This window comes from Novosphingobium sp. 11B (genome assembly GCF_054589055.1).
On sequence record NZ_BAAILP010000292.1, the window covers coordinates 6,626 to 30,822 of the forward strand.

The window sequence follows — 24,197 nt, forward strand, 5'->3', positions numbered from 1 at the left end:
CCCTGGAGGGCTTTGCCTATCTGGCTGTCGTGATCGATCTCTATTCTCGCCGTGTGGTGGGCTGGTCGATGCAGAGCAGGCAGACCACCGATGCGGTGCTGCAAGCGCTGCACATGGCGGTATGGCGGCGCAAGCCCAAGCAGCGGGTGCTGATCCATTCGGATCAGGGCTCGCAGTTCACCAGCATGGACTGGGCGGCCTTCATCCGGGCTCACAATCTTGAGCACTCGATGAGCCGGCGTGGCAACTGCCACGACAACGCGGTGGCCGAGAGTTTCTTTTCCTCGCTCAAGCGTGAGCGCATTAGGCGCCGGACCTACAAAACACGCGATGAAGCCCGGCAGGACGTGTTCGATTACATCGAGATGTTCTACAATCCGGTCCGCAAGCAGGTCAGGAACGGGATGCTGTCCCCCGCACAGTTCGAACGGCAGCAGATTTTGAAAGCAGAAGGCGTCTAGAAAACTAGGGGCTACTCACGGGCTGCCCCTCTGCACCTTGCAAGGAGTTGATGATGATTGATGTCGTTCGTCTTGACGAGACGGGAGGCCCGAAGATGCTGAAGCTCGATCGGGTGGCTCCGCAGCAACCCGGTCCGGGAGAGGTGTGGCTTGAACAGCAGGCGATCGGGGTGACCTCGACGTCACCCAGCGTAACGGCGCTGTGCCAATTCCGCTGCCAAACGGGCTTGGTCTCGAAGGCGCGGGCTATGCCCTCGCATCCCTTCGCCTGCCAAGTATGACGGCCCCATTTTTTGCAGCGACAGTGCGCGCACACCTGTTGAGTCTGGCTATCGGCAAAGACCGAAGCTACCCAATCAGCGATCTCGCCCGCCGAGCGCGCGCCTTCCAGAGCGGCTCGCAAATCGGAAATCAGCGGCAAATTAAATTTTGCGGAGCGGGCTGAGAGGCAGGGACACCGCCTGTCATGCCCACTCCGCACCCCCGGGCCCACGTTGAAACGAAGCCCAGGAGGGTCACCTCGACAAACCTGATGCGCTATTTAAGCAATTCGGCTGTACGTGTCTACAACTTCATGTCATCAATCCGATGTTCTAATTCATTTTCCAAACATCCATCGGCGACTGCCTGATCCAACGTGTAGCGGCCCATTTCACTCCTTGGGTTACCGGGGTGCCGCAGTGACGGCTGCGCACGTCAGGCGAGCGATCAGGCAGCAGGTTACAAAATACGATCAGGTCGCCACCGCGCCCCCTTATAGATAAGCCCTGCTCCGGAAAGCGGGTTTCACCACCGGCGTATCCTTCATTGAGATACAGTATCGCAGTCAGGATTCGTTGATTCTGTTCGTGGGGCAGGACATCCAGATGTTCCCGATATTCTTGGCCATTCATGTAATGAAGTACGCTTAGCGGTTCGCCCTGCGCTATATCGGTTTGCGTTACGCTTGCAATCCGCTGGAGAATTGCCTGGAGCGGCAAGGTCTCGCGCGTCGGGCCAAGGATAGCCGCAGAGGAAGTCCGAACCGGATGCGGTATCGACCTTCCGGTTCGCGGATCGGCGACCACCGAAGGCTCGAGCAAATCTTGAGCACTCATTGCAACATGCGCACATTCTTCGGGGCTCAGAAATTGTCTCCACCGACGAACTTGAAAGTCCCGCCCCAACAAGTCGTGCTCAGGGATCTTCGCAGGCCCCCCCGCTTCGTCGAGATCCATTCTGGACAGGAGTGAGAGATGTTCCGCGGCGATCCCACCGTGATACTTTGCGGCATTGCGAAGCATCTTCAGCGCTGCTTTCCAGTCGCGATCGGAGCCCGAACCGTTGGCCGTGAGCGCAGCTTCGACCAGCGCAGCATCGGCATGTTCTGCCTCCACTGCCGCATGCAGATACTTGCGAGCGGCACTAATGTCTCGGGGCATCAGATCACCGACCATGTGCCATTGTGCCAAAGTCATCAGCGCATCGCGATCTCGCTGCGCTGCTGCACCTTGGACCAAGGCAACTGCCTCGTCTCGGCGCCCTTGCTGCAGCGCTTCGAATGCTCTCTCTACATCTCTGCTCATAATCAGGACCCTGATTTGACTCATTCCAAAAGAAAAGGGCCGGCGGATTTCTCCGTCGACCCCTTCCATTCGCAAAGCTGCGGCGATCAGAACTTCGCCACTACGCCTGCATACATGTAGCGACCACGCACATCATAGATACCGGCGCCACCATTTGCCGCAGTGTTCAGGCCATTGCCCACACCGGTAAGGCCGAACGGCGGCATCTTGTTACCAACGTTGTCCATGCCGAGATAGATGTTGAACTTCTCCGACACGTCCACATCAGCACGGATATCGTGGTACGAGACTGAAGGGTATTTGGACACTGCCGCAAAATCGGTGTTCTGCGGGGGCAGACCGTTCAGCGAGTTATAATCCTCATACGTGTTGAGGTACATCTTGTCGATCCAGCGCATCTGGTAGCCAAGCGTGATCTTGCCGAACTTGATGCTGGCATTCACGTTGACCTGATTCTTCGGATCGCCAAGCTCTTGCAAGACCCGGTCACGGAAGCTCGGATCATCGGGGTTCGTGAACTCGTCGTTCTGCAGCGCGCGCGTCCAGATCACGCCCAGGTTGAGCAAGCCCCAACCGAAGTCACGACGATAGTTGACCGCAGTGTCGACACCGCGAACCTTGAGCTTCGCGAAGTTCGCCGAAGACTCAAGCAGCGAACCTTCCAGGATCTGGTAAGGTTGTTCGCCACGGGGGCCGCCCGAAGCACCAGCACGCTGGAAGAGACCGCAGAACTGATTGTTTAGCGAGGACGAGTCATAGCACAGGTTGGCGACTTGCTGGGCATTGATGGAAGAAATGACATTGTTAACGGTGATGTCATAGTAATCGACCGAAATCGAAAGACCGGGAGCAAAGGTCGGCTGGAAGACCACGCCTGCAGTGTACGAGTCCGACTTCTCCGCCTCGAGAAGCGGGTTGCCGCCCGAAAGCGTTTCCAAGGACTGCGAGTAGACGAAGTCGTAACCGGTCGGGATACCGGCTGCGGCGCAGTTGGCCGCACGGTTTGCACTGCCAGTACCGATGTTTCGAGCCGAACAAGGATCGACGAAAGCGGGAGCGAAGTTCTGACCCTGGGCCGAATACAGTTCGGACAGGTTAGGAGCGCGCACCGACCGCGAATAGGTACCGCGGAAACGGACGTCCTCGATCGGGCGCCAATCGACACCACCGCCGTAAGCATAGACGGTGCCCGTCGCACCCTTGTAATCCGCGACACGTCCCGAACCGGTCAAAGTCAGCTCGCGGAAGAACGGAACGTCCTTGAGCAATGGGACACGAAGCTCGCCGTAAACTTCCTTCACCTCGAATGCAGGTGCCGTGAACGACGGGATCGCATTGTAGAAGGCATAACCGGCCTGAGTCAGATCATCGAGGTCATACCGGTTGGTTTCACGACGATACTCACCGCCGATTGAGAAGCCGATCGGACCGCCTGGAAGCTCAAACCACTTGCTGCTGTCGCCGGCCATGAAGGCCGAAGCAACGAACTGCGTGATCTTTCCCGTCGCGACCGACGGAGTCAGCAGATATTTGCGAGTGGCGTCGCTGACCGAACCTTGACCAAACGGGTTGAGCGGAACGCAAGCTGCGATGTCAGCAGCAAGCTGGGCCGGGTTTCCGCCAATGTCCGAACCGGCGTAACGCGGATCGACCTGCGCTCGGCAACGGATAGTTCCAGTAGCATCACGAACGGTGTCCTGAGCAAGCAGGAAACGCTGAACGTTGATGTTGCCTTGGATGAGATTGCGTTCCTTGAATTCACCGTAGTTGGCGGAAACTTCGTAGTTCCAACTATCGTTGAAGTCGCCACGAACACCCACTACCGCACGATAGGTCTCACGCCGGATACGCTCGTCGCGGATACCGAAGTCGACCCAGTTGCGACGCAGACTGAAACGATAGCTGCCATCTGCGACCTGACCGAGAGCCGCTGCCTGGTTTGCCGCCGCGTTAGCTCCCGAGAACGCTGCGCCGGTATTTGGGTTCACCCCCGAATTGATTGCAGCGGTCAGCTGCGCAGCAAGGTTCGACCGTGCGGACGCCGACAGGTAGGGGTTATCAAGGCGAACGCCTTCGCGGTTAACCACGCCGCCCGCATTGCTGTACGAGCGGTCGGCGAAACCATCGATCTCCACGCCGTCACCCAGCGTCGTGCCCTGAGAGAAGAACGGGCCGCTCTGCGAGCCACGGGCTTCCGTGCGAACGTACTTGGCTTCAAAGAACGGGACGAAAGCGGGGCTAATTTCGTAGTGGCCAATGAGATTGGCCGAGTAACGCTTCAGGTTCGGGGTGAAGGTAAGCAGTTGTCCTTCACGGCCCGTCATGCCGTTGCCGCCAATAAAGCTTCCGTTCGGCCCGATACCCACGCGATCGCCGGTCTGGGCGGTCAACGCGCCGTTAGGCTGGAAAAGCGACGTGCAGGTAAAGGCAGAACCGCCCGCCCCTCCGCAAGGCCCATTAGCGCCGCCGAAACGGATTGCCGTCAGGCCGCCTAGCGAGATAGTCGAGCTGCGGATGTCTCGGAAGAAGGTGCGGTCAGGAATGCCGTCGCTAGGCGCGCTCGCCGGGTCTGTGTCCGTTACGACGAAACCATCGTTGCGGGCGAGCGGGCGACCAGTGGCGTCATACTGGGACTGGTTGGCAAACTCCAGGTTCAACGCGATGTTACCGCGGCCCTCGGAGAAATTCTTGCCCGCGAGCAGGGAGACGTACTGGCTGCCAGCGTCGTGATAAGTCGGCGACACGCCCCCCTGACCACGCAGCTGCAGACCCTCGTAGTCCGTCTTGAGCTTGAAGTTGACCACACCTGCAATAGCGTCGGAGCCGTAGATTGACGAGGCACCGCCGGTCAGGACTTCGACATTTTCGATCAGGTCGGTCGGGATCGTGTTGACATCGACCGACACACCCGTCGAAAGGATATCGCCCGCTACATGCCGGCGGCCGTTGACGAGCACCAAGGTGCGAACCGATCCCAGACCGCGCAGGTCGAGCAGGTTCAGACCGCGCGTGCCCAGGAACCGCGTGGAGTTCTGCTGGCTGAAAGTGTTACGCAGCTGCGGAAGTTCGTTCAGAACATCGCCAACGGAAACCTGACCGGTCTGGAAGAACTGCTCGCCTGTGACAACCGTGACCGGATTCGTCGAGTCGAGATTGGCAGAGCGGATGCGCGACCCCGTCACAACGATCGATTGCGCTGCCTCCGGCTCCTCTGCCCCCTGCGGCGGCGCCTCTTGAGCGCTAGCCGAACCGATCATCACGGCACAGGCCGTTAGGCTCGATGCACCGCGAAGTACGGACTTTTTGAAGGATTTTTTCACTTATGTGTCCCCTATTCATCGTAGTCGACCCCCGGAAAAGGGCTGACAGTCCCGAATTGTCTTCGGGCTGATGTGCGGATTCTGCTCATCTGCCATTCATGAGCAACCCCCCTGCCTCGCCGGTTGAAATTTTTCTGTAACAAGTTGCAACATGGCAACAAAGATTACCGGTATGTTGCCGCAATATCTCATCACGCTTCAACACCCCTACGCCGGGCCGGTAAGCCCAACAAACGTTTAGTTTTTTTGACCCCAGGTTTGGCGCAACCTTGTTGCGCCGGTGCATCGCAGCACTAACGTTTCCGAACAATCGGCCTGATCAGAAGACCTAAAAAAACGGGGGCTCCCGCGAAGGAACCCCCGATCTTGGACAATTTGAAGAACGAGAGGTCAGAAGCCGACCTTCACCCCTGCCTTGAAGTAGCGACCAAGAATGCCTTCGCCGCCCTGGATCGGGTTGTAGGCGTGGGCACCATAAGTCACCGTATCGATCGGCGGAAGTCGGTCGGCCAGGTTCTGGATCGTCGCGTAGAAGGTGAACTGGTCATTGATCTTCACCTGGCCAGTCAGATCGACCGTAATGTAATCGCTAACCTGGCAGGGCAGCGATCCATCGCTCTGACCGCAATCCTTGTACGCATCGCCCTGGTCCATCGCCGAGAGGTCATATCCGTCGAAGTAATTGGCGGTCGCGCTGAGAATGAAATTCCCGAAATCGAGCGAGGAAGTCCAGGTCCCTTTCCACTTGGGCGTACCCGAACCAGCCGTCAGATTGAAGTTACCGAGCGTGCCGTCATAGCGCTCGACAGTACCGTCGGGGAATTCAGTCTCGAGCTTGAGGATGTAGGTCGCCTGCGCCGAGGTCGAGAACCGGATGCCTGGAGTTATGTCGAAATCGGCCTCGATTCCGAAGTCGAGACCAGAGGTACGCAGTGTGTTCGCGTTAATGAAGCCAGACTGCACAAACGCGATACGCGGCAGGACGCCTGGGTGAGCCGTATCCGCGACATCGGGAATGACGTTGTAGCCATCCGGAATTGCCTGGCCGGTGTAATAGGCGAGGATTGCCGGGGCATTGTTCGCCGTCGTAATTACGTTCGTTTTCTTGATGTTGTAGTATTCCGCCGTCAGCGTCACGTTACGGATCGGCTGCAGCACGATGCCCGCTGTGAAACTACGTGACTTCTCGGGCTTAAGATCGGGGTTGGAAAGCGAGGTGCTACCATAGCTCGCAGTACGAACATAAGTCGGACACTGGGTGAAGGTGGCCTGCGAGCAACCGAACTGCGCCAGATAAGAGTCCGGGTAAGTATTCGCCCCGGCCGTGACGTAGCCGGTCGTCGGGAAGGTTGCATTGGACTCGCCGAAGCTCGGAATCCGGAAACCGCGAGAATAAGTCCCGCGCAAGGTCACCTGCTCGATCGGCTTCACGATGACACCCGCCTTCGGCGAGAAATTGTCGATCCCGTTCGGATAACGATCGTAGCGGCCACCTGCGCTCAGGGTGACCTGATCGATGATGGGTGCATTGATTTCCGCGTAAGCCGAGTAAACCCAACGGCTACCCTTCACGGCAAAACCGTTAAGGCGATAGTAGCGCTGCGTACCGCCATTGATGTCGGAGTTGATGCTCGGAGCATCCACAGCTTCATATCGCACACCAGCGCCCACAGCAATCTGCAGAGGGCCGCCCGGGAGGTCCAACAACTCGCCCGAAAGGTTTGCATCAGCCTGGACCAGATCCGAAGTGGCTGTATTCATCGCAGTGGGTGCGATGTAGTCCAGCTGATCTTGCGTATTTGCGTAGGGATTGACGAAGTTAAAGCTACCGTCTGCGATAACATTCAACAGGTTCTGAATGTAAACGTAGCCCGAGCTGCGGCGACGCAGATCGACGTGCATTGCCGTTACACCGACATTGTAGTGCCACTTGTCGGAGATGTCGCCCTTCACCCCAATGGCACCACGGTAACCGCGCGTACGAGTTTCGTCATGCTCACGCAGGTTGGGAAGGCGTCCCAAGAGCAGCGCCGACTGACCTGAAGCTGCAAACGGATTGTTCGGGTTCAATGTGCCGTTCGCCGCGGTGCAGGCTACCGTCGTTCCACGCGGACAAACATAAGCGGGCAGTTGCAATACGGTATTGCCGCCATAGAAAGCAATGTTACCCTGCGTGCTGTAGCGCGGGAAGTAGAACGGTGCTGGCGCATTGCCGCGGATTGTCGACGGAAGACCCTCGTTCTGAACATCGGTCTGAACGAAGTTGAAGGACGCAAACGCCTCGCCTGTGTCGCCAAAGCGAGCCGTCACACGAGCTGAAAGGCCAAAGCGCTGAATCTCCGGATTGATGACACCGTAATTGTTGGTCAGGTCTTCCTGACAAACGGACGTCGGCGCAAGCGGGTTATCAGCCAATTCAGCGCCAGTGAGATTGTATCCGGTCCCACGCGGGCAGCCGAAAGAAGCGTTCAGCTGCTGATAGCGCCCCGCTGCTGCGCCACCAGTGCCCGGAGCGACGTAAAGAGTGCTGCCCGTGCTGGTAAGGATCGGGTTGAAACCCTGATAGTTGCCATCGGCATCCAAGCCATCGACGACGTTGTTAGAACCCTGGACGCCATCGTGAGAGATTCCACGGTAATCGTCGGAGTTGTAAGGGTACGGACGTTGACGGTTAAAGAGCTGCGCCTGTTTGTAGTAGAACCCGCTGACATACGCGTTATAGCCATCGCGATCGAGGTCTCCCTTGCCCGCCGTCAGCGAAAGCCGGTACTGGGAAGCATCGCCTCGGCTTGAAATGCCGGCTTCGGCGCGCCCCGAGATACCGGTAATCTGCTTCTTCGTGATGATGTTGACAACGCCCGCGATTGCGTCGGCGCCATATGTGGCCGAAGCTCCGTCGCGCAGGACCTGAATATCCTGAACGATGTCGTCAGGGATTGTGTTCAGGTCCACAAAGTTGCGAGTGCCGTCGTCTGCCAGCGGGTAGTAGGCAGCACGCATGCCGTCGAACAAGACCAGCGTCGAGTTGGTGGTAAGCCCGCGCAGCGAGATTGCCGAGGCGCCGGACGCGAAAGCACCGTTCGCAGAGAAGCTGTTCGTAAGCGAAGGCCCATTGTTTGCCGACAGGCGCTGGATGCCTTCCTGAACGGTGCTGATGCCACGGCGCTCTAGGTTCTCAGTGGTTACAGTCGTTGTCGGCGAAGCGGTGATAACATTACGGATAATGGTACCTGTGACGATGATGTCACTACCGTTCACCGCTGCATCGTCAGGCGCGTCGGCGGATGTCGTGCTTGGCACCTGTGCCGCCGGAGCGGATTGAGCCAGCGCGGGCGAAGCAACCATCGCGAATATAGCACCGCTAGCCATGAGATGGCTGCGCTTAAGTGTCAAATGCTTCATGGGGGGGCACCTTAACATTGCCGTGATCGTGAAAGACACTTTCAACGACGGGTTTCTCCCGGACGCCGCCAGCGCCAAATCGGGATCATTGCCATTTCATGATAAAGCGAATGCACCATGTAAAGGAGCCGCTAGGCCCCGATGTATCATATTCTCAGCCCCGTGACATTGATGCAACAAAACGGAAACATACCGTCATCTCCTTCACCGACTCATTGTTTCCAAAGATTTTGCCAATCGGAACCTGATTGAAATTAATGGTGACAAGTTAATGTCAGGATGAAACCAAATGTCCCATATCACTGCATGGGGGCTGCCGAGCAAAAAATCCGGAGTTATGCCATTGGGGATTCCAGTCTGGGCGTGTCGTGTCAAACGAAAGCACCCTGCGGAAACCTCGGCGTGGAGGTAGTGTCCATCATGCCCAATTCGGCCATTAGCCGGTCAGGATCGGATCAACGTGCACCAGAAAATCCGCATCGCGCGTCGCGCGGTCGTCGTCGTCGATCCCGGCGCTTACCAGCATTCCGCCCTTCAAAAAGAACCGATCACGGTGCTCGATCACGGAAAGCCGGTAACGCAGGCGTTCAAGGGCGATGCGCACCAAGACGATTCCGAGGCGCGCTCTTCCTTGCGGGCAATGCTGAGCAGCCGATCCTTAACGGACTTCGCGAGATTGACTGGCACCTTGGCCATTTGAAGTGAGCGCTTCGAGGTAGGGCTGCATCGTTTTCCAGGCTCCGCCCGTTTTCGCGGCAGCAGCGATCATGGTCGGTGTCGGAGCGCGTCATCCTACGAGGGTCTGAATGCCGCTGGCTTACAGCACCGCGAGGTAAGGCCGAAGGGTGCCTGCCGTCTCGTTCAGACCTACAGCTTCGATTTTCAGCAACAAAGTCTCGGCAGTCAGAGCCGGATTTTTGAAACGCTCCCGCATCGACCTGAGGGCGCCAACCGCACGGCCGGGATCAAGCTCGATGGTGTCTGCAATGAAGGCGTCCGTGGAGTTCGCCTCGATGTTTAGGCTGGCCAGCACATCGGCGGGAAAATCCCTGAGGTTGTCGGTCACGATCGTCGCTGCCTGTGCCTTCAAGGCAGCAGCGACGACATGGTGATCATTTCGATCGGGGATCGCTGCGCAAGCAGGCTCAAGTGCCTCGTAACCAGTGACGGCCGCTTCCTCGAAAGCGGTCTCCATATTCACTCGTTGGCGCTGCGCGATCGTGGCTGCGTCGCCCTGCCCCTTGTCCGCATGAATCCGTTCGAGCGCCAACTCCACCTCGTCGAGAACCTTGGCGGACCATCGAATGCGAAAGAAGCCTGCCTCTGCAAGCGTGAGCAGCATGTTGCGCTTGAGAACACCCACTAGTGCGCAAGCGTCAACGAATGCCGTATAGCGATTGGCGAACAAGGCTACAGCAGCTCCGAGTCATTCTCTGCCAGGTTGGCCAAGGCAGCGCCGCGACGCGCGTCACGCGCCTGCTTGTAGGCGAACAGGTCTTCAGCACGGATGCGGCGGTGCCTCCCCACCAACACATGGGGTATAGCCTCCTTGTCCAGCAACGAGATCAGGTGGGGACGCGACACGTTCAGGATGTCAGCCGCCTGCTGGGTTGATAGCATCTGGTGAACCGGCACCAGCGTTACAGCATCGCCCCGTCCGATGTGACCTAGCAAATCGAGCAGCAAGTGCGACAGCGCCGCGGTTAGGGTCACGTCGACGGGCTGCCGGTCGTCATCAAGCACGCGAAGGGTCGCACCGCCATCGGCGTGAGCTGCAATGATCTGGCGCAACTGGTTCGCCGCCACCTTCTCGCTCGCAGAAGGCAGGCGCGCGCCGATTTCCTCGGCGAAGGCTGGGATGGTCATGATTGGGCTCCTCTGCTGCGCGCGATCATACGATATTCGCAATGAACGCAACAAGTGAAATATACGAAAATCGCAATCGTTCCCATTCAGCGCGTCATTCAAAAGGAACTGCACGCTAGCCGCCACAGAATGCGTTCCAGTCTTCCATCATGACACGGCCCTTCTCGAGAAGGTTGCCTCGGCGATATAGGCATCCAGATCGAACAGCGCCGCGCCGACCGGGATCGCGGCTCCGCCGAACAGCCATGCCTTGAGCCACGCCCCGGTCGGTGCCGTCGCCTGCTCGTCGTCGTAGAGGGCCAGCCACTCCTTCTTCTTCGCCTTGGATGCCATGGTGAGGTGCCGCAGCGACACCGCATCGATGCCGTCGGCGCGGTAGAGGTTGCGCAGGCACGGGATCAGGTTGCCCAGCGCCAGAGTACGCTCCACCTGCGGCGCCGTCAGCCCGAAGGTCAGGGCGATGCCGTCCACGTCGCGCCCCTCCCGAACCAGCCGGGTGAAGGTCTCGCAGCGGGTCATCTCGTCGGGATCAAGCCGGGCGATGTTCTCAATCAGCGAGGCTTCCAGCGCCGCCGCATCGTCCCCGGGCTCTATCACCGCGCAGGGCAGGTCCTCGATGCCGCCGCCTTCTTCCACCACGGCCAGAGCCGCATGGAACCTGCGCCTGCCTGCCAGGATCTCGTAAGCCGGTGCATGCTCGCCGACCGCCAATCCGGCCTCGAACGTCTCGCTGCCAGACCCGACCTTCTGGAGAACGATCAGCGGCACCAGCACGCCCCGTGCCCGGACCGAAGGCAGGATGTTGGCGATGTCGCAGGTCTTTTTTGTGCCTCGCATGTTGAGGCTGGTAACCGACAGACGGGTGATGTCGATGTGCTTGAGTTCCATTGTCCTTCACTCCTTCTCTCATCGCGCGCATTGACCGGCCGGAATGGCGGGATGGGCGACAGGAGCGATCCGGCAGGCCCGCCGTCAGAGGCGGGGCGCACCCGAAGGGCCGCAATGAAATGGAGGACCTGGGCGAGGTCAGATCAGCGACCTGATTTGCAACTTCATCGGCATCACCGGCGTCTCGGGGACTACCCTTGACGCCGATAAACGATGCCTTCTTGTGGGGCCGAAAAGCGGCACGCGATGGCCTGTCATCGACCTGCAATCCTTACCGGGGCTCTGCCGCAAGCGCAGAGTGGGCACGAGGTCATGCGACGGAACACCATCATGAATGGTGGGTGCCTATGCCGGGGCGGCCCGTCCCACACCGAAGGCCCACTGGCGCAGGATGACCTGCGTTACGATGAACCGTTTTTTTCTAGCGATGGATCGAAATTGGGGGTGATGCGTTCCTCATGTGAAACCTATCGAGGTAACCATGAACGCAATCAGCAACATCCATGCTTTTCCAGACACTGCTGGTTATACACGCTCGCTCTGCGCGGAGATTGAAGCTCTCCATTCCTTGGTGCATGCGGCTTGCCCGCCATCAGCTGTAGTCAGCGTCTGCTTTGATGGGCACTTCAACCTGTTCGTGGATGTTCGCTCCCTCGAAGAAGCTGCCACGGTAGAGGCAATCCTGCCTGATCTGGCTGGCGGCGCCTTCCGTGACCTTCGCAGAGCCGGAACCCCGCACCAGCCTTTTCGCCACCGGGTGGCTGCGACCATCGTAGCCTGATTACTCGCCGCCAAGGATTCTCGGAACTTGTTCGACCATTCCCGAGTTCATTCGGCAAAACATAAAAGCATGCGATCCTGGGCCCGACCGCGCTTCCACCACCGATTGCCGGTTGGGCCAACCTCTTCCAGACATCCTTGCACATAATGCCGGTCGGCACCGTCCGATGTCGTGGCGGCCATTTCGCTTGGAATTCCGGCGGGCGTGGCCGCTGCTGCAAGCCGTCCCGCCCGCTTTGAGGGCGGATAAAGTGATCGGCGAGCAATAGCGTTCAGAGAATAGCTCCGCAGCCGCTTGAGTTCTGACCCATCGTTGGGCGGCCGCCACTATTAAATTTCTGCAATCCAGACTTACCTAGTTATTTTCGATCAACCGGTTCCGAAGTATTTCCGGCGCGCATGCGAATGATTCGCTGCAAACGGGGGATTACCATGAGGACTATCTACAAGCTCGCGCTGCCTTGCGCGGCGCTGATCGCGCATCCTGTCGCCGCGCAGACCGCTGCTGCTCCTGTCGCTCCAGTTCAGACTGCCGTCGTCGCATCCGCCGCGACCATCCTGCCCGCAGCACGGCCTGACATCATGCGCGCCGGCCTCGCCGTCGCTCTCGTCACCCGTGAGGAACTGACGACCAAGAAGAAGAAGCTGCGGGTGGGCCAGCGCTTCCAGATGGAAGTCGCCGAGAACATCACGCAGAACGGCGTCGTCGTGATCCCGTCGGGCACGCCCGCGATCGGCGAGATCACCGAAGTGCGCAACAAGGGCATGTGGGGCAAGTCCGGTTACATCGGCGCGCGTGTCGTCTCGCTCAACCTCAACGGTCGCAATGTGCGCCTGTCCGGCACTTTCGATGACAAGGGCGTCACCGGCACGGGCGGCGTCGTGGCAGCCATCGCGCTCGTTCCGATTGCGGGTTTCCTCACCACCGGCACCAGCGCGTTCATAGCCAGCGGATCGCCCGTGAAAGGCTTCCTCGACGAGGATCTAGCGTTTCAGGCCGTGCAGCCGCAGGTGATCTCGGTGCCCGTAGCGGTTCCGGCCGTGGCGCCTGCCCCTGCGGTGCTGACTACGGCCTCGGTCACCAAGTAAGTCCGATGCTTTCCTACCCTCGCGGCTCACGGCTGCGGGGGTAGACCGGCATATCTGAAACGAGAAAAGCCCCCAGTCGGCAGACGCCCAAGCCCGACATTTAGGGCGAAGGGAGTGGCCAGCACATGAAGCGGCCGTTCTCGCCCGAGTTCATCCCTCGCACTTCAAATCCGGGGAGTTGTCGCAAACGTTCGAGCGCCGCATGCTCCCCGGTCGCTAACTGCGGAAATGCGACCTGAGTTTGCCCGGTGTTGTCGTTCAGCAACCACCACAGGTCCGCGCCCCACGGGCCGGTGTCATTTGTCTCCACATATACTGCGGCAATGTCGTCCATCCTGATGCGCTGTTCCACTCGTTTGGGCGCTCGGCAGACGATCTCGTCATCTGGTGTGACCTCAACAACGAAATGGGCTTCTCGGTGCTTCATTCCGCCAAGCTGCCCTGATCTAAGCTCTGGGGCAATGTTCGCTCTCCACCCTTGCGGACACTGCCAGTCAGCACACGCCCCAGAGCGGACTTAGGCAGTTTGCAACTAACGTCCCGCTCCAAACACAACATCCGAGATCGCGCCGCTGCAACTGTCGATACGAATACCAAGCTGGCTGCCTCGGTCTCCGCGCTCAGAATTCCAGCGGTAGACCTCCCATGACATATCCGTTTGTCGAACGAAGATATCTGGAAACGCCAACGTGTCTGTGTTCGGGTTGGTCGACGGCTCTATCGCCAGAAAGATAGCTTTCGCAGCAGCGTAAGTCGCCACGAGAGGGCTGTCTGGCCTGCCGTGGGTTGAGTTGCAGACGTAAGTGATAGCCAAGGGCGTTGTCGCTTCACCAACCGGGGGAAAAGCGACTATGCCACCCAAGGCAGTCGACAACGTAATTATGGAGGTCCGTCCGATCATCCTGTCGACTTACCTCTGAAATTGCGCGCAGCGCAATGTCTGCTCCCCAACCCCTTTCGGTCCCTCAGGGGACCGGAGGTCGGGCTACATTCCCGCTCGCCCGCGAAGAAAAGCTGCCTGACCGAACGCGCCCCATTGCGGACATCAATCAAGGTGCTAGATTTGAGTATGCGCATAGTTCTAGCCAGTCTTCTGATAGCAGGTTTATGCCTCAGCGCGGCGAATGCGCAGTCCAATCCCAAGCAAATGCCACCGGCGGAACGCCAAGCGTGTTCGTTGAAAGGCGGCAAACCAATGCCGCAAGGTATGCTCGGTTACGAAAGGTGTGTGATCCCTTATCCGGATGCGGGGAAGGCCTGTACGAGTAAGCAACAGTGCGTTGGGCAATGTCTCTACCCTGAGGGGAAGCATCGCCCGGCAAACCTGAAGGCTAAAGTTGTTGGTCAGTGTCAACCGACAAATTCCCACTTTGGGTGTCAGTCAGTCGTCGACAAAGGCCGCGTCGTAAGCTCTGTTTGCGTCGATTAATCGACTACGGCTGTGATGGCCATCTTGCAATAATTTAATCAGAAGGCGTTGAGCGGCAAACGCCCCTTTGCAGACGCTTATGAGCTATGCCACCTTGGATTTATGATCCGCCAGATTCTAACGTGTATCCAGTTTCTGCTAAAAAGAGACCGTGTCCACGGCCGGTCAAAGAAGCCCGGTGTGCCAGAGCTCGTAGTGAATTCCGGGCTTACCGATGAAGAAATCGGCCAAATAGCAGAGAGGCTTCGGATTCGAAATCCCGAACTGCACCGTATCCTATCCCACCCGCAAGATATGGAGACGTTGGATGAAGCAGACGGCTCGCTAAATCTATTTGAGAGGGCTTCTATTGGAGCATTTAAATATGTCCGAGAGTGCGAGCCCATCTCTTGCCCAGGGGGAAGATCGGATGCGTCAAAGGTACAGCAGCACCTCGTTTATTACATAGCTGGATGGAAATATCGTATTATTTCACAGGACTGATTAAGCGCCGTCCACTAACCACTCCGGCCGGACAAAATCGGCCTGACGGCTGCGGCCCCATGGTGGACGTTAATGCCCCCCGCGCACTGCCGACGCGATCCCCAAGACCACCCATGCGCCGCCAAAAACGCGGACTGCAAAAAGCGGAACACGCAGAGAGTATGTTTCAAGGGAACGCCGCTCTTGGAAGAACTCTTCGGGGTTTCCATTCCGCAGTTCGCGAAGCCGATTATCTCTCCTGCGCATCATCCAAGACATTATCTTGTGTGGCCAACTGAGACGGAAAGCCGTTCCCCGGAAGCGGAATGACAGCCTTACAAGAATTTAACCCGGAAACCGGTCCAGCAGCACACGCCCCATTCCCGCCATCACGCGATATTCTGCGCGATGACGATAGCCGAGGTTGGCTGATCGTGATTAAAGGTTGGCTATGACCCGCTTGACCACTCTTCGAGAGCGATTGACCAAAGGCACGCCAGAGTTGGTTGTGAACCTACATCTCTTCTCAACAGACGAAGGCGGGAAAGCGCTCCCAATAGTGCTTGGCTACGGTTGCCCCTGTAGCATTGACAGAAATGTCCGAGAGGCTTGGAGCGGGTATCCGCTTATAGATCGTCCCATGATGCCGGGAGAGACGCGCCGTGTTGGCTTCGTCTTTCTTTCAGGCCGTGAGGCGGTGGACGCGTTGTCTTCTACCGGGCACTTCTTTCTTTGGGAAGGAAAGCTGATCGGCGAGGCGCAGATAGTCCGCTAAGCTGCCTGCGCTTCCGAAACCTGCCGGACCGCTTCCCACCCGTTTTCGCCATTCCGGGCGGCGAGCGCTGCGCTCTATAGCCGTCCGTCCGGTGCTCGCCGCTCGGGAAGAAATGCGGCCTGACCGGACACGCCCCGTTGCGGACGTGTGGTCAGGGGCGTATCGCCGCACTGAAATCAGTGATGAACGGGCCAATGGCGGTCTGATCTGTGCCAATCGTGAAACGAAGACATTGATCATCGGCGTTGGATTCACCCGTAATTAGTATGTGGCCGAGCCCGTCGCTTCGAAATGTTACATGGTCCGTTCCGTATTCTTCTCTAAGAACGGCCTCCGTAATCACACCCAACAGCATTTGTTCCAAGGCAATTATAGCTTGTTCAGCATGCCACTTGTCGAAGTAAAATCGACTTTCACATCCGAACTTGTTTGACGAGACAAGGAGCGATGCTACAAAATAATCCGCACTTCCGAATTTCTCAATGGAGGTAAGAGCTAGCTGCTGGTTCGAATCGTTTGTGCGGAGATGAACATCTATGGGCATAACAGACAGATAACTGCTTCCTCTGTTCCCTGGAATCAAAAAGGAATGGCAGCTTCCCACCCATCATCGCCGCTAAAGCTGCCAATTTGGACTGCCTGAAAACGGTCGGGCAGCTTTACCTCGCCAAACGATGCAATCCGCGTCCCGGAAAGGCGATGATGGGTGGAGAGCGGTCGTGGCGCAGGAACGATGTCGACCGCGCTTTATGAGCCCGGCTTACCCCAATGGCCGGGGTGCCTATCATTAAACTCAGCGCCGAAAATCCTGATCGCTTCTCTAAGAAGCTCTTGGCCCGCCTCGGAATAACCCGAGAGGCTGGCGTCATCCTCCAGCCCCATGAGTGCTGTCATGAAGTAGCCGTAGTAATCAGCAGGCGTGTCTTTGCTCGGATTCTCGGCCATCATCCTACATAGATGCCAGTAGGCACTATCGTCCGCAACGGGGCGATGGCCGATCGGCAGCTTTTTCTGCTGGCGATTGATCGCCAAACCGAAACAGGACCGGCAGGTTATCCCCACTGATCAGCGGAAACCAGCCTTTGCGGACGCGGCCATCAGCTGACGGACGATGGTGTCCGCGCATGAGAGGAACGTTTGCTGCGTTCGCGGTGCGCGGCCGTCCAAGCGGCAATTCCGTGATGCTCATTCCACCGTCGCCGCAAAAGAGGGGTGACAGCAATCCTCAATGTTCTGTCTAACGGCAGGAGGCGCTTGAATCGCCATCTTTCAAGGGTTTAGACCACTACAGCAATTCGGTCCGGGACTCGCGTCCATCAATTGCTAAGCGCTTGGAGGCCGCCCCCTTGTCCTACTTCACCAAAATTGGCCAATTTTTCGACGCAATATATTGTTTTCACAGATAATTATCAGAAAGTTGCAAAATTGCAACTATACATAAAGAATCGAACCGAAGCTGATGTCTGCGGTGATGGACAATTTGATGGACCTATTTGTCAGACAAATATCCAAGCTATTGTAAAAAATATATTTAATTTCGATATTCGATTCCGGCTCGGCCTCCACATCCTTCTGAAAATTGGTGCTTATTTCCCCTTCGGGGCCGCGCTTTGCCTAGCGCCGCTTTTTCAAGACGAGATAGATCGCACCCTGCCCGCCATGACGCCGATGGGCGCCGCGAATGGCGACGATGTCCGATGCGTGCTCGCTCGCGGCAAGCCAGTCGGCGATCTTCGCGCGGATCGCACCGCGCGCGCTGCCCCGGTCTGCGGCATCCACAGGACGCGCCTTACCGGTCACGATGAGCACTACTCGTGCGCCCATCGCCTTTGCCTGCACCAGCCCGTGCATCAGGCGCATGTAGGCCTGATCGAGGTTGGAACCGTGCAGGTCGAGGCTGAAATCGGGCAGCAACGTGCCTTTGGAGATCCGCTTCTCCCACGATCCGTCGAGATTGACCGGCACATCGACGCGCGGCTTGGGCGGGGCCGCTTTAGGCAGCGACGGCGGCGGAACCCGGCCCTTGACCTTTTTCACAGGTGGTGGCGGAGCAACCGGGACCGGCATCACAGGCGCCTCGGGCTCGACCAGCTTGCGAGACGCGACAAGCGGCTTGACGGTGCGGGCGACTTGCGCCCAGACCGCCTTCTCCTCTTCCGTAAGCCTGCGCCCCGGCCGTTTCATCGGGCGCCGAGGCGGGTCAGGACGCCCTTAGGCAGGAGGATCAGGGCATTGCCCCGGCCGCTCATGCCGCCTGCGGTCAGGCGGGCCTGGGACCCGGCGCCCCAGAAGGTGTCGAAACGGTTCGCACCCTTGATCGCGCCGCCGGTGTCCTGTGCGATCCACAGTCCATTGGCCTCGCGGCGGTCGAGATCGAGGTACACAGGGGCACCCAGCGGTACATAGCGGGGGTCTACGGCCACAGAATTGCCCGCACGTACGGGCACATTGAGCGCACCGAGCGGTCCATCACCGTTCAACACTTTAAAGAAGACCCACGAGCGATTGCGCTCCATCAGCGCGCGCCCCTCGACCGGATGCTCGCGGACATATTGCATGATGCCCTGCATGGAGCCGGAGTACTGACCCGGCCCGGAGCCGACCAGCCCTTGATCGCGCATGATCCCGCCGATGCCGGTATAGGGCAAGCCGTTCTGGCCCGCATAGCCGATGCGCGTCACCGTGCCGTCCGGCGCGACGAGGCGGCCGGAGCCCTGCACCTGCAGGAAGAAGAACTCGACGGGGTCGGCGGCCCAGGCAATCTCCAGCCCCTTGCCCGCCAGCGCCCCGGCATCGATCTGCGCGCGGTCGAAATAGCTGGTGAAGGTGCCGTCCGGCGCATAGCGGCCAAGCGGCATGCGCCCGCTGCCGAGCGGCGGGGCATCCCCCGGCTTCGCGCGCACGAGATCGGGCGGGAAAGCGTAGACCGGCACTGTATAGCCGGGCTGCGGCGTGCGGCCGCCCGCGATCTCCGGTTCGTAGTAGCCGGTGGCGTAAGAGGAGCCGTCGCCGATGCGGGCGGTCTCGAAAAAGCTGGAGAAGAAGAGCGCGGGCGATCCCGCGCCCCAGTTCACGGCGGCCGTACAGGCCTGCCGCCAGTCCTCGGGCCGGGTCAATCCGCTGCCGTCCTTCCGGACGATGAGCTTCGGGCAGCTTTCACGGAACGAGGCGAGAGCGCCTGCCGCATCGGCCGCGCCCATCCGCAGCGCCGACAGTGCAGGACCACGGCGCACACCGGCAGCCAGCGCGTTCTGGGGAGATGAAGGCTGGGTCGTCGGCCCGGTCGGCGGAAGCGTAGGACGCGGGCCGCCGGTCTTCGGGATTACGCCGCCGCAAGCCGCGAGCGTGGCCAGCAGACCGCTGATCAGAAGAGCGCGCCAGGCGTCCCGGATCGACCGCCCGGACACCACCGCAGGTGCCATAGTCTCCAGCGCCAAAACAAACCCTCCCCGCAAAGCAGACGCCCCGCGCCGGGGGTGGCACGGGGCGGATCAGGCTTTGTCGGCTAGCAGTCCAAAGAAGGGGGGATCAACCCCGGATCAACCTTCGTCGGTCTCTTCGAGGACCCAGTCGGGATCAGGCGAGTTCACGGCGCGACCGAACGTCCAGACGTCGATTGTCTCGATCGCGTCGTCGAGCGAACCGGCGACCACCTGCCCATCCGCATTGCGGGTGACGGCGGCGATGTCGGCGCGGAAGCGCAGGGTGATGCGGGCATAGCCGTTCTCGACACCAGCGGCGGTGAAGCCGGTTTCCTCGATGCGGATCAAGCGGTTGTCGAGCGTCTCGCCGGCCTCGATACGGGCGTCGATGGCGGCGGCGAAACCGGCATAGACGTCATCGTCGCAAAGCTGGCGCAGTTCGGCCTTGTCACCCTTCCAGAAGGCTTCGAGAATCATGCGATAAGCACTGCGCGCACCGTCGAGGAAGGCGGCGGCGTCGAAACGGCGATCAGCCTGTGAAATCTCCGCCAGGCCACGCTCGACCGAAGGCGGCGCGAGCGGGATCGCACGCTGGCGGGGCTGTTCGGCGCGGGCGCGATCATCGCTGCGCTGATCGGGACGCGGCGGCGCGGAAACGCGCGGAGCGCCCGGCTTCTGGCCCTGGCGACCTTCGAAGCGTCCCTGGATGGGCTCCTCTTCATGCTCGGCGCGGCGGCCGAGCACGGAGTACAGCCGCAAGCCAAGGAAGGCTGCGATCATGGCCAGGATCACTATTTCCGGTGTCACGTCCCTAATTCCATCCTTCTGTGGCGCCCCGTCTGTGGCACCGTGGCCGCAACCGATCAAAGACCGGCCTGAAACCCCATCGCACTCCGGCGCAGTTCCGAAGACTCGAGCGTGCCTTCGGCTTAGCACTCGAACATAGCCCCAGATAGGTACGCATTACAAATGAACAACGCGTGAGTGGCTCGTTCGGGGCATTTTCCCGGCGGATCGAGCCCCTCGAAGCGATGTGCGCGCAACTTCGGGACACAACCTCTACAATTTTCCCGACGCTCGGGTGTTCCCCGCGCCCGCAAAATGTTTTACCCGCCCCCGCTGAACGTTTCAGATTCCATTGCGGGACACAGATCAGATGGCCGACGAAGGCAACATCATTTCCGACCTCGACCTCGGCAACGGCGAAGACACCGCCCCCGCCGCAGGCATCATTTCGCAGTACATCAAGGATCTCTCGGTCGAGAATCCGAACGCCCCCGAAGCGTTCTCGTGGCAGGAACAGCCGCAGATCGACGTGCAGTTCAACATCGGCGCGCGCGCGATCGAGGGCGAAGTCCACGAAGTCGAGCTGAAGATCACCTGCTCGTCGCGCACCAGCCTCGGCGTCGCCTTCGCGGTCGAGCTGAGCTACTGCGCGCTCATCGGCATGCGCAACCTCGAAGAGGCCCAGTCGCACGCGTTCCTCTTCGCCGAGGCGCCGCGCATCCTGTTCCCTTACGCCCGCCGCATCGTGTCGGACGCCGTGCGCGACGCCGGTTTCGCGCCGCTCATGCTCGAGCCGATCGACTTCAACGGCCTCTACGTGCAGCAGCTGCAGGCGCAGCAGCAGCAGGCCGAGACCGGCATGGGCGAGCCGGTCGGCAACGCCTGAGATAGTTGCTGAGGGTCGGGGCGTCGCGCCGGTGCTTCGACAAGCTCAGCATGAGCGGGCGGGGGTGATGAAACCAGACGGTGTCACTTCCCGCCTGTTTTCCACTCCGCTCATCCTGAGCTTGTCGAAGGATGCGAGACACGGCGCCTGCCTTTTGGAAAGCGCGGCATGAACCTCGCGAAAGCCCTCGCCAGCGTCGGCGGACTTACGCTCGCCAGCCGGGTGCTCGGGCTTGCCCGCGACAGCCTGTTCGCCCGCTTCGTCGGCGCGGGCTTCGCTTCCGACGCCTTCCTGATCGCGTTTCGCCTGCCCAACATGTTCCGGGCTCTCTTCGCGGAAGGGGCCTTCGCATCAGCGTTCATCCCGATGTTCAACAAGAAGGTCGGCGACACTTCGGGGCCGGGCCTGCCCGCCGGGATCACCTTCGCCGAAGAGGCGTTGTCGGTGCTGCTGCCCGTCCTAATCGTCATGACGGTGCTGCTCGAAGTACTGGCATGGCCGGTGACGCTGTTGCTCTCGGGCGGGTTCAACGACGTCACGCACGACCAGTTCGCCTTCGCGGTCACGCTCAGCCGCCTGACGATCCCGTACCTCGCCTTCATCAGCCTCGTCTCGCTGCTGGGCGGCATCCTCAATTCACTGAGCAAGTTCTGGGTCAACGCCGCCGCGCCGATCCTGCTCAACCTGACGCTGATCGTCGCGCTGCTGGGGTTCCATTCGGACGACCCGCTGATCACCGCGCGCAATCAGGCGATCGGCGTGTCCGTTTCCGGCGCGTTGCAGCTGCTCTGGCTGGTGCTCGCCTGCCGCGCCAACGGGGTTTCGATGCGGCTGCGCATGCCGGTGTGGAACGCCGATGTGAAGCAGTTGCTCAACCTGATCCTGCCCGCCGCCGCCGGAGCGGGCGCGGTGCAGATCAACCTCCTGATCTCCACCGCGATCGCCGCCCGGCTGCTCTCGCACGGCTCCGTCACATACATGTACATGGCGGACCGGCTGAACCAGTTGCCTCTGGGCCTCATCGGCATCGGGCTGGGCACCGTGCTGCTGCCGACCATTTCGCGCCAGCTCGGCGCGGGGCAGGAAGTCGAGGCGATGGAAACGCAGAACCGGGGCATGGAACTGGCCCTGCTGCTGACGCTGCCCGCCGCCGTCGCCCTGATCGTCTGCGGCGAGCCGATCGCCGCCGCGCTGTTCGGCTACGGCAAGTACGACGCCGGCGACGTCGCCCGCACGGCGGAGGCGCTGGCGGCCTATTCGATAGGCCTGCCGAGTTATATCCTCGTCAAAGTGCTTACGCCGGGCTTCTACGCAAGGCAGGATACCAGGACGCCGGTGCGCTATGCGATGATCTCGATGGTGGCGAACCTCGTCGGCAATCTGGTGCTGATCGTGCCGCTGCAGCACATGGGGCCGCCGCTGGCGACGGCGCTGGCTTCCACCCTCAACGTGGCGATGCTGTACCGCACGCTGGTGAAGCGCGGACATTTCACCGTCGATGCGCGGCTGAGGCGCCGCGGGCCGAGGCTGGCGCTCGCCGCCGTCGCGATGGGCGCGGCGCTGTGGTTCGGGCAGGACCTGATGATGCCTTATGTGCACGGCACCTGGCTGGTGCGCGGGCTGGCGCTGGCCGTGCTCGTTTCGGCGGGCTGCGCGGTCTACGGCATCGCTGCCGTGGCGACCGGCGCCTTCACCCGCGCCGACCTCGCCCTCCTGCGCCGCCGCAAGCGCGCCGCCTGAAGGGTTCCATCGATGCGCGAACGTGCTATGAGCCCCGGCCATGCAGGATCGTGCGATCTTTTTCCCGCCCACGCTGCGCCCCTTTGCGCCGCGTTCATGGCGATGGCATTCGGTCACCCGCTGACCGTACCTGCATTCGTGCCCTGTACGGGCGCAACCCTCACATCCATCGACAACTGACTTAAGGACGCGACCATGCGTATCGTCTCCGGTATCCAGCCCACCGGCAACCTGCACCTCGGCAATTACCTCGGTGCGATCCGCAACTGGGTGAAGATGCAGGACGAGGTCACCGCCGAGGGTGGCCAGTGCCTCTACTTCCTGGCCGACCTCCACGCGATCTCGATGCCGCACACCCCCGCCGACCTCGCCGCCAACACGCGCGAGATGGTCGCGGCGCTTGTGGCCTGCGGGCTCGATCCCGACCGCTCGACCCTGTTCAACCAGGCGCAGGTGCCCCAGCACTCCGAGATGCAGTGGCTGCTCAACGGCACCGCGCGCATGGGCTGGCTGAACCGCATGACGCAGTGGAAGGACAAGGCGGGCAAGAACCGCGAGGGTGCCAGCGTCGCACTGTTCACCTACCCGGTGCTGCAGGCCGCCGACGTGCTGCTCTACCAGGCGACTCACGTGCCGGTGGGCGAGGACCAGAAGCAGCACCTCGAACTCGCCCGCGACATCGCACAGAAGTTCAACAACGACTTCTGTGCGGAAGACGCGCCGCTGTTCACCCTGCCCGCACCGTTCATCCCGCCCGAGGCCGCGCGCATCATGTCCCTGCGTGACGGCACCGCCAAGATGAGCAAGTCCGACCCCTCGGACATGAGCCGCATCAACATGACCGACACCGCCGATGCCATCATGCAAAAGGTGAAGAAGGCCAAGACCGATCCGGAGCCGCTGCCCTCGGAAAAGGGCGGCCTCGAAGGCCGCGCCGAGGCGAAGAACCTCGTTGCGATCTACGCGGTCATGGCGGGCACCACGGTCGAGGCGGTGCTGGCCGAGTTCGGCGGCGAAGGCTTCGGCAAGTTCAAGCCCGCGCTCGGCGAACTGCTGGTCGAGAAGCTGGCGCCGATCAACGCCCGCTTCCTCGAACTGCGCGAGGACCGCGAGCGCCTCGACGCGATCCTGTGCAAGGGTGCTTCCAAGGCCCGCGAACTGGCGATCCCGACGCTGGAAAAGACCTACAACGCCCTCGGACTCGTGCGGGGTTAAAATTCGTCTGGAAAATGCCCGGTGGGCATTTTCGTAGCGGCACCGGGCCCACTCCCCCACCCGACCACCCATAGGGTACTATCGTTGGGTGGTCAGGTGGGGGAGTGGGCC

Annotated in this window: 20 protein-coding genes; 7 read left to right on the forward strand and 13 right to left on the reverse strand. The window is 60.3% G+C overall.

Annotated elements, in window-relative coordinates; all coding sequences use genetic code 11:
• Both ACYPYD_RS25275 and ACYPYD_RS25280 read left to right on the forward strand, forming a co-directional pair.
• Nucleotides 1-461, forward strand: a 461-nt coding sequence (locus ACYPYD_RS25275) for an IS3 family transposase (RefSeq protein WP_459666258.1), incomplete at its 5' end; no start/stop codon positions are given.
• A gap of 53 nt (nt 462-514) precedes the next feature.
• Nucleotides 515-742, forward strand: a complete 228-nt coding sequence (locus tag ACYPYD_RS25280; RefSeq protein WP_459666261.1) for a hypothetical protein — start codon at nt 515-517, stop codon at nt 740-742.
• Nucleotides 743-1,054: 312 nt separating this feature from the next.
• Here the strand turns inward: ACYPYD_RS25280 and ACYPYD_RS25285 are convergent, their stop codons facing one another.
• From ACYPYD_RS25285 to ACYPYD_RS25315, 7 genes are all read right to left on the reverse strand, one after another.
• Nucleotides 1,055-2,095 carry a 2OG-Fe(II) oxygenase gene (locus ACYPYD_RS25285; protein ID WP_459666262.1) on the reverse strand — a complete coding sequence of 347 codons (1,041 nt, stop codon included), beginning with the start codon at nt 2,093-2,095 and terminating at the stop codon, nt 1,055-1,057.
• Nucleotides 2,096-2,112: 17 nt separating this feature from the next.
• On the reverse strand, nt 2,113-5,346 hold the full coding sequence (locus ACYPYD_RS25290) for a TonB-dependent receptor domain-containing protein (RefSeq protein WP_459666265.1): 3,234 nt from the start codon (nt 5,344-5,346) through the stop codon (nt 2,113-2,115).
• 390 nt (nt 5,347-5,736) lie between these two features.
• Nucleotides 5,737-8,748 carry a TonB-dependent receptor plug domain-containing protein gene (locus ACYPYD_RS25295; protein ID WP_459666267.1) on the reverse strand — a complete coding sequence of 1,004 codons (3,012 nt, stop codon included), beginning with the start codon at nt 8,746-8,748 and terminating at the stop codon, nt 5,737-5,739.
• Between the two features lie 436 nt (nt 8,749-9,184).
• Complete coding sequence (locus ACYPYD_RS25300; protein WP_459666270.1) at nt 9,185-9,352, reverse strand: nucleotidyl transferase AbiEii/AbiGii toxin family protein; 168 nt, start codon at nt 9,350-9,352, stop codon at nt 9,185-9,187.
• A 213-nt stretch (nt 9,353-9,565) separates the two neighbouring features.
• The gene (locus tag ACYPYD_RS25305; RefSeq protein WP_459666273.1) at nt 9,566-10,156 is read right to left on the reverse strand and encodes a PIN domain-containing protein; all 591 of its coding nucleotides are present in this window, start codon (nt 10,154-10,156) and stop codon (nt 9,566-9,568) included.
• 2 nt (nt 10,157-10,158) lie between these two features.
• On the reverse strand, nt 10,159-10,614 hold the full coding sequence (locus ACYPYD_RS25310; RefSeq protein WP_459666275.1) for a helix-turn-helix domain-containing protein: 456 nt from the start codon (nt 10,612-10,614) through the stop codon (nt 10,159-10,161).
• A gap of 147 nt (nt 10,615-10,761) precedes the next feature.
• The gene (locus ACYPYD_RS25315; protein WP_459666276.1) at nt 10,762-11,502 is read right to left on the reverse strand and encodes a ParB/RepB/Spo0J family partition protein; all 741 of its coding nucleotides are present in this window, start codon (nt 11,500-11,502) and stop codon (nt 10,762-10,764) included.
• A gap of 481 nt (nt 11,503-11,983) precedes the next feature.
• Here ACYPYD_RS25315 and ACYPYD_RS25320 point away from each other — a divergent pair, with 481 nt between their 5' ends.
• Nucleotides 11,984-12,283 (forward strand): hypothetical protein, encoded by a 300-nt coding sequence (locus ACYPYD_RS25320; RefSeq protein WP_459666278.1) that lies wholly within the window; start codon nt 11,984-11,986, stop codon nt 12,281-12,283.
• A gap of 431 nt (nt 12,284-12,714) precedes the next feature.
• A complete protein-coding gene (locus ACYPYD_RS25325; RefSeq protein ID WP_459666281.1) occupies nt 12,715-13,371 on the forward strand; it encodes a hypothetical protein in 657 nt (218 codons plus the stop codon).
• A gap of 100 nt (nt 13,372-13,471) precedes the next feature.
• On the opposite strand, the gene ACYPYD_RS25330 is transcribed toward ACYPYD_RS25325, so the two are convergent.
• The 6 genes from ACYPYD_RS25330 to ACYPYD_RS25355 all read right to left on the reverse strand — a co-directional run bounded on the left by ACYPYD_RS25330 (nt 13,472) and on the right by ACYPYD_RS25355 (nt 20,266).
• Nucleotides 13,472-13,798, reverse strand: a complete 327-nt coding sequence (locus ACYPYD_RS25330) for a hypothetical protein (RefSeq protein ID WP_459666283.1) — start codon at nt 13,796-13,798, stop codon at nt 13,472-13,474.
• A 2,390-nt stretch (nt 13,799-16,188) separates the two neighbouring features.
• Entirely contained in the window at nt 16,189-16,581 is a 393-nt protein-coding gene (locus ACYPYD_RS25335) for a hypothetical protein (protein ID WP_459666285.1), read from the reverse strand.
• Nucleotides 16,582-16,784: 203 nt separating this feature from the next.
• Complete coding sequence (locus ACYPYD_RS25340) at nt 16,785-17,069, reverse strand: hypothetical protein (RefSeq protein WP_459666288.1); 285 nt, start codon at nt 17,067-17,069, stop codon at nt 16,785-16,787.
• A 582-nt stretch (nt 17,070-17,651) separates the two neighbouring features.
• Nucleotides 17,652-18,221 (reverse strand): Smr/MutS family protein, encoded by a 570-nt coding sequence (locus ACYPYD_RS25345; protein ID WP_459666290.1) that lies wholly within the window; start codon nt 18,219-18,221, stop codon nt 17,652-17,654.
• The gene (mltA, locus tag ACYPYD_RS25350) at nt 18,218-19,474 is read right to left on the reverse strand and encodes a murein transglycosylase A (RefSeq protein ID WP_459666293.1); all 1,257 of its coding nucleotides are present in this window, start codon (nt 19,472-19,474) and stop codon (nt 18,218-18,220) included. Before mltA ends, ACYPYD_RS25345 begins: the two co-directional genes overlap by 4 nt.
• Before the next feature lie 102 nt (nt 19,475-19,576).
• Nucleotides 19,577-20,266, reverse strand: coding sequence for a Tim44/TimA family putative adaptor protein (locus tag ACYPYD_RS25355; RefSeq protein WP_459666296.1), 690 nt, complete (start codon nt 20,264-20,266; stop codon nt 19,577-19,579).
• Nucleotides 20,267-20,615: 349 nt separating this feature from the next.
• Between ACYPYD_RS25355 and secB the strand changes: the two genes are divergently transcribed.
• The 3 genes from secB (at nt 20,616) to trpS (ending at nt 24,086) form a co-directional block, all read left to right on the forward strand.
• A complete protein-coding gene (gene secB / locus ACYPYD_RS25360) occupies nt 20,616-21,131 on the forward strand; it encodes a protein-export chaperone SecB (protein ID WP_008832774.1) in 516 nt (171 codons plus the stop codon).
• Nucleotides 21,132-21,299: 168 nt separating this feature from the next.
• Nucleotides 21,300-22,871 (forward strand): murein biosynthesis integral membrane protein MurJ, encoded by a 1,572-nt coding sequence (gene murJ, locus ACYPYD_RS25365; RefSeq protein ID WP_459666299.1) that lies wholly within the window; start codon nt 21,300-21,302, stop codon nt 22,869-22,871.
• A gap of 195 nt (nt 22,872-23,066) precedes the next feature.
• Nucleotides 23,067-24,086, forward strand: a complete 1,020-nt coding sequence (gene trpS / locus ACYPYD_RS25370) for a tryptophan--tRNA ligase (RefSeq protein WP_459666301.1) — start codon at nt 23,067-23,069, stop codon at nt 24,084-24,086.
• The last annotated feature ends 111 nt before the right edge of the window (nt 24,087-24,197 follow it).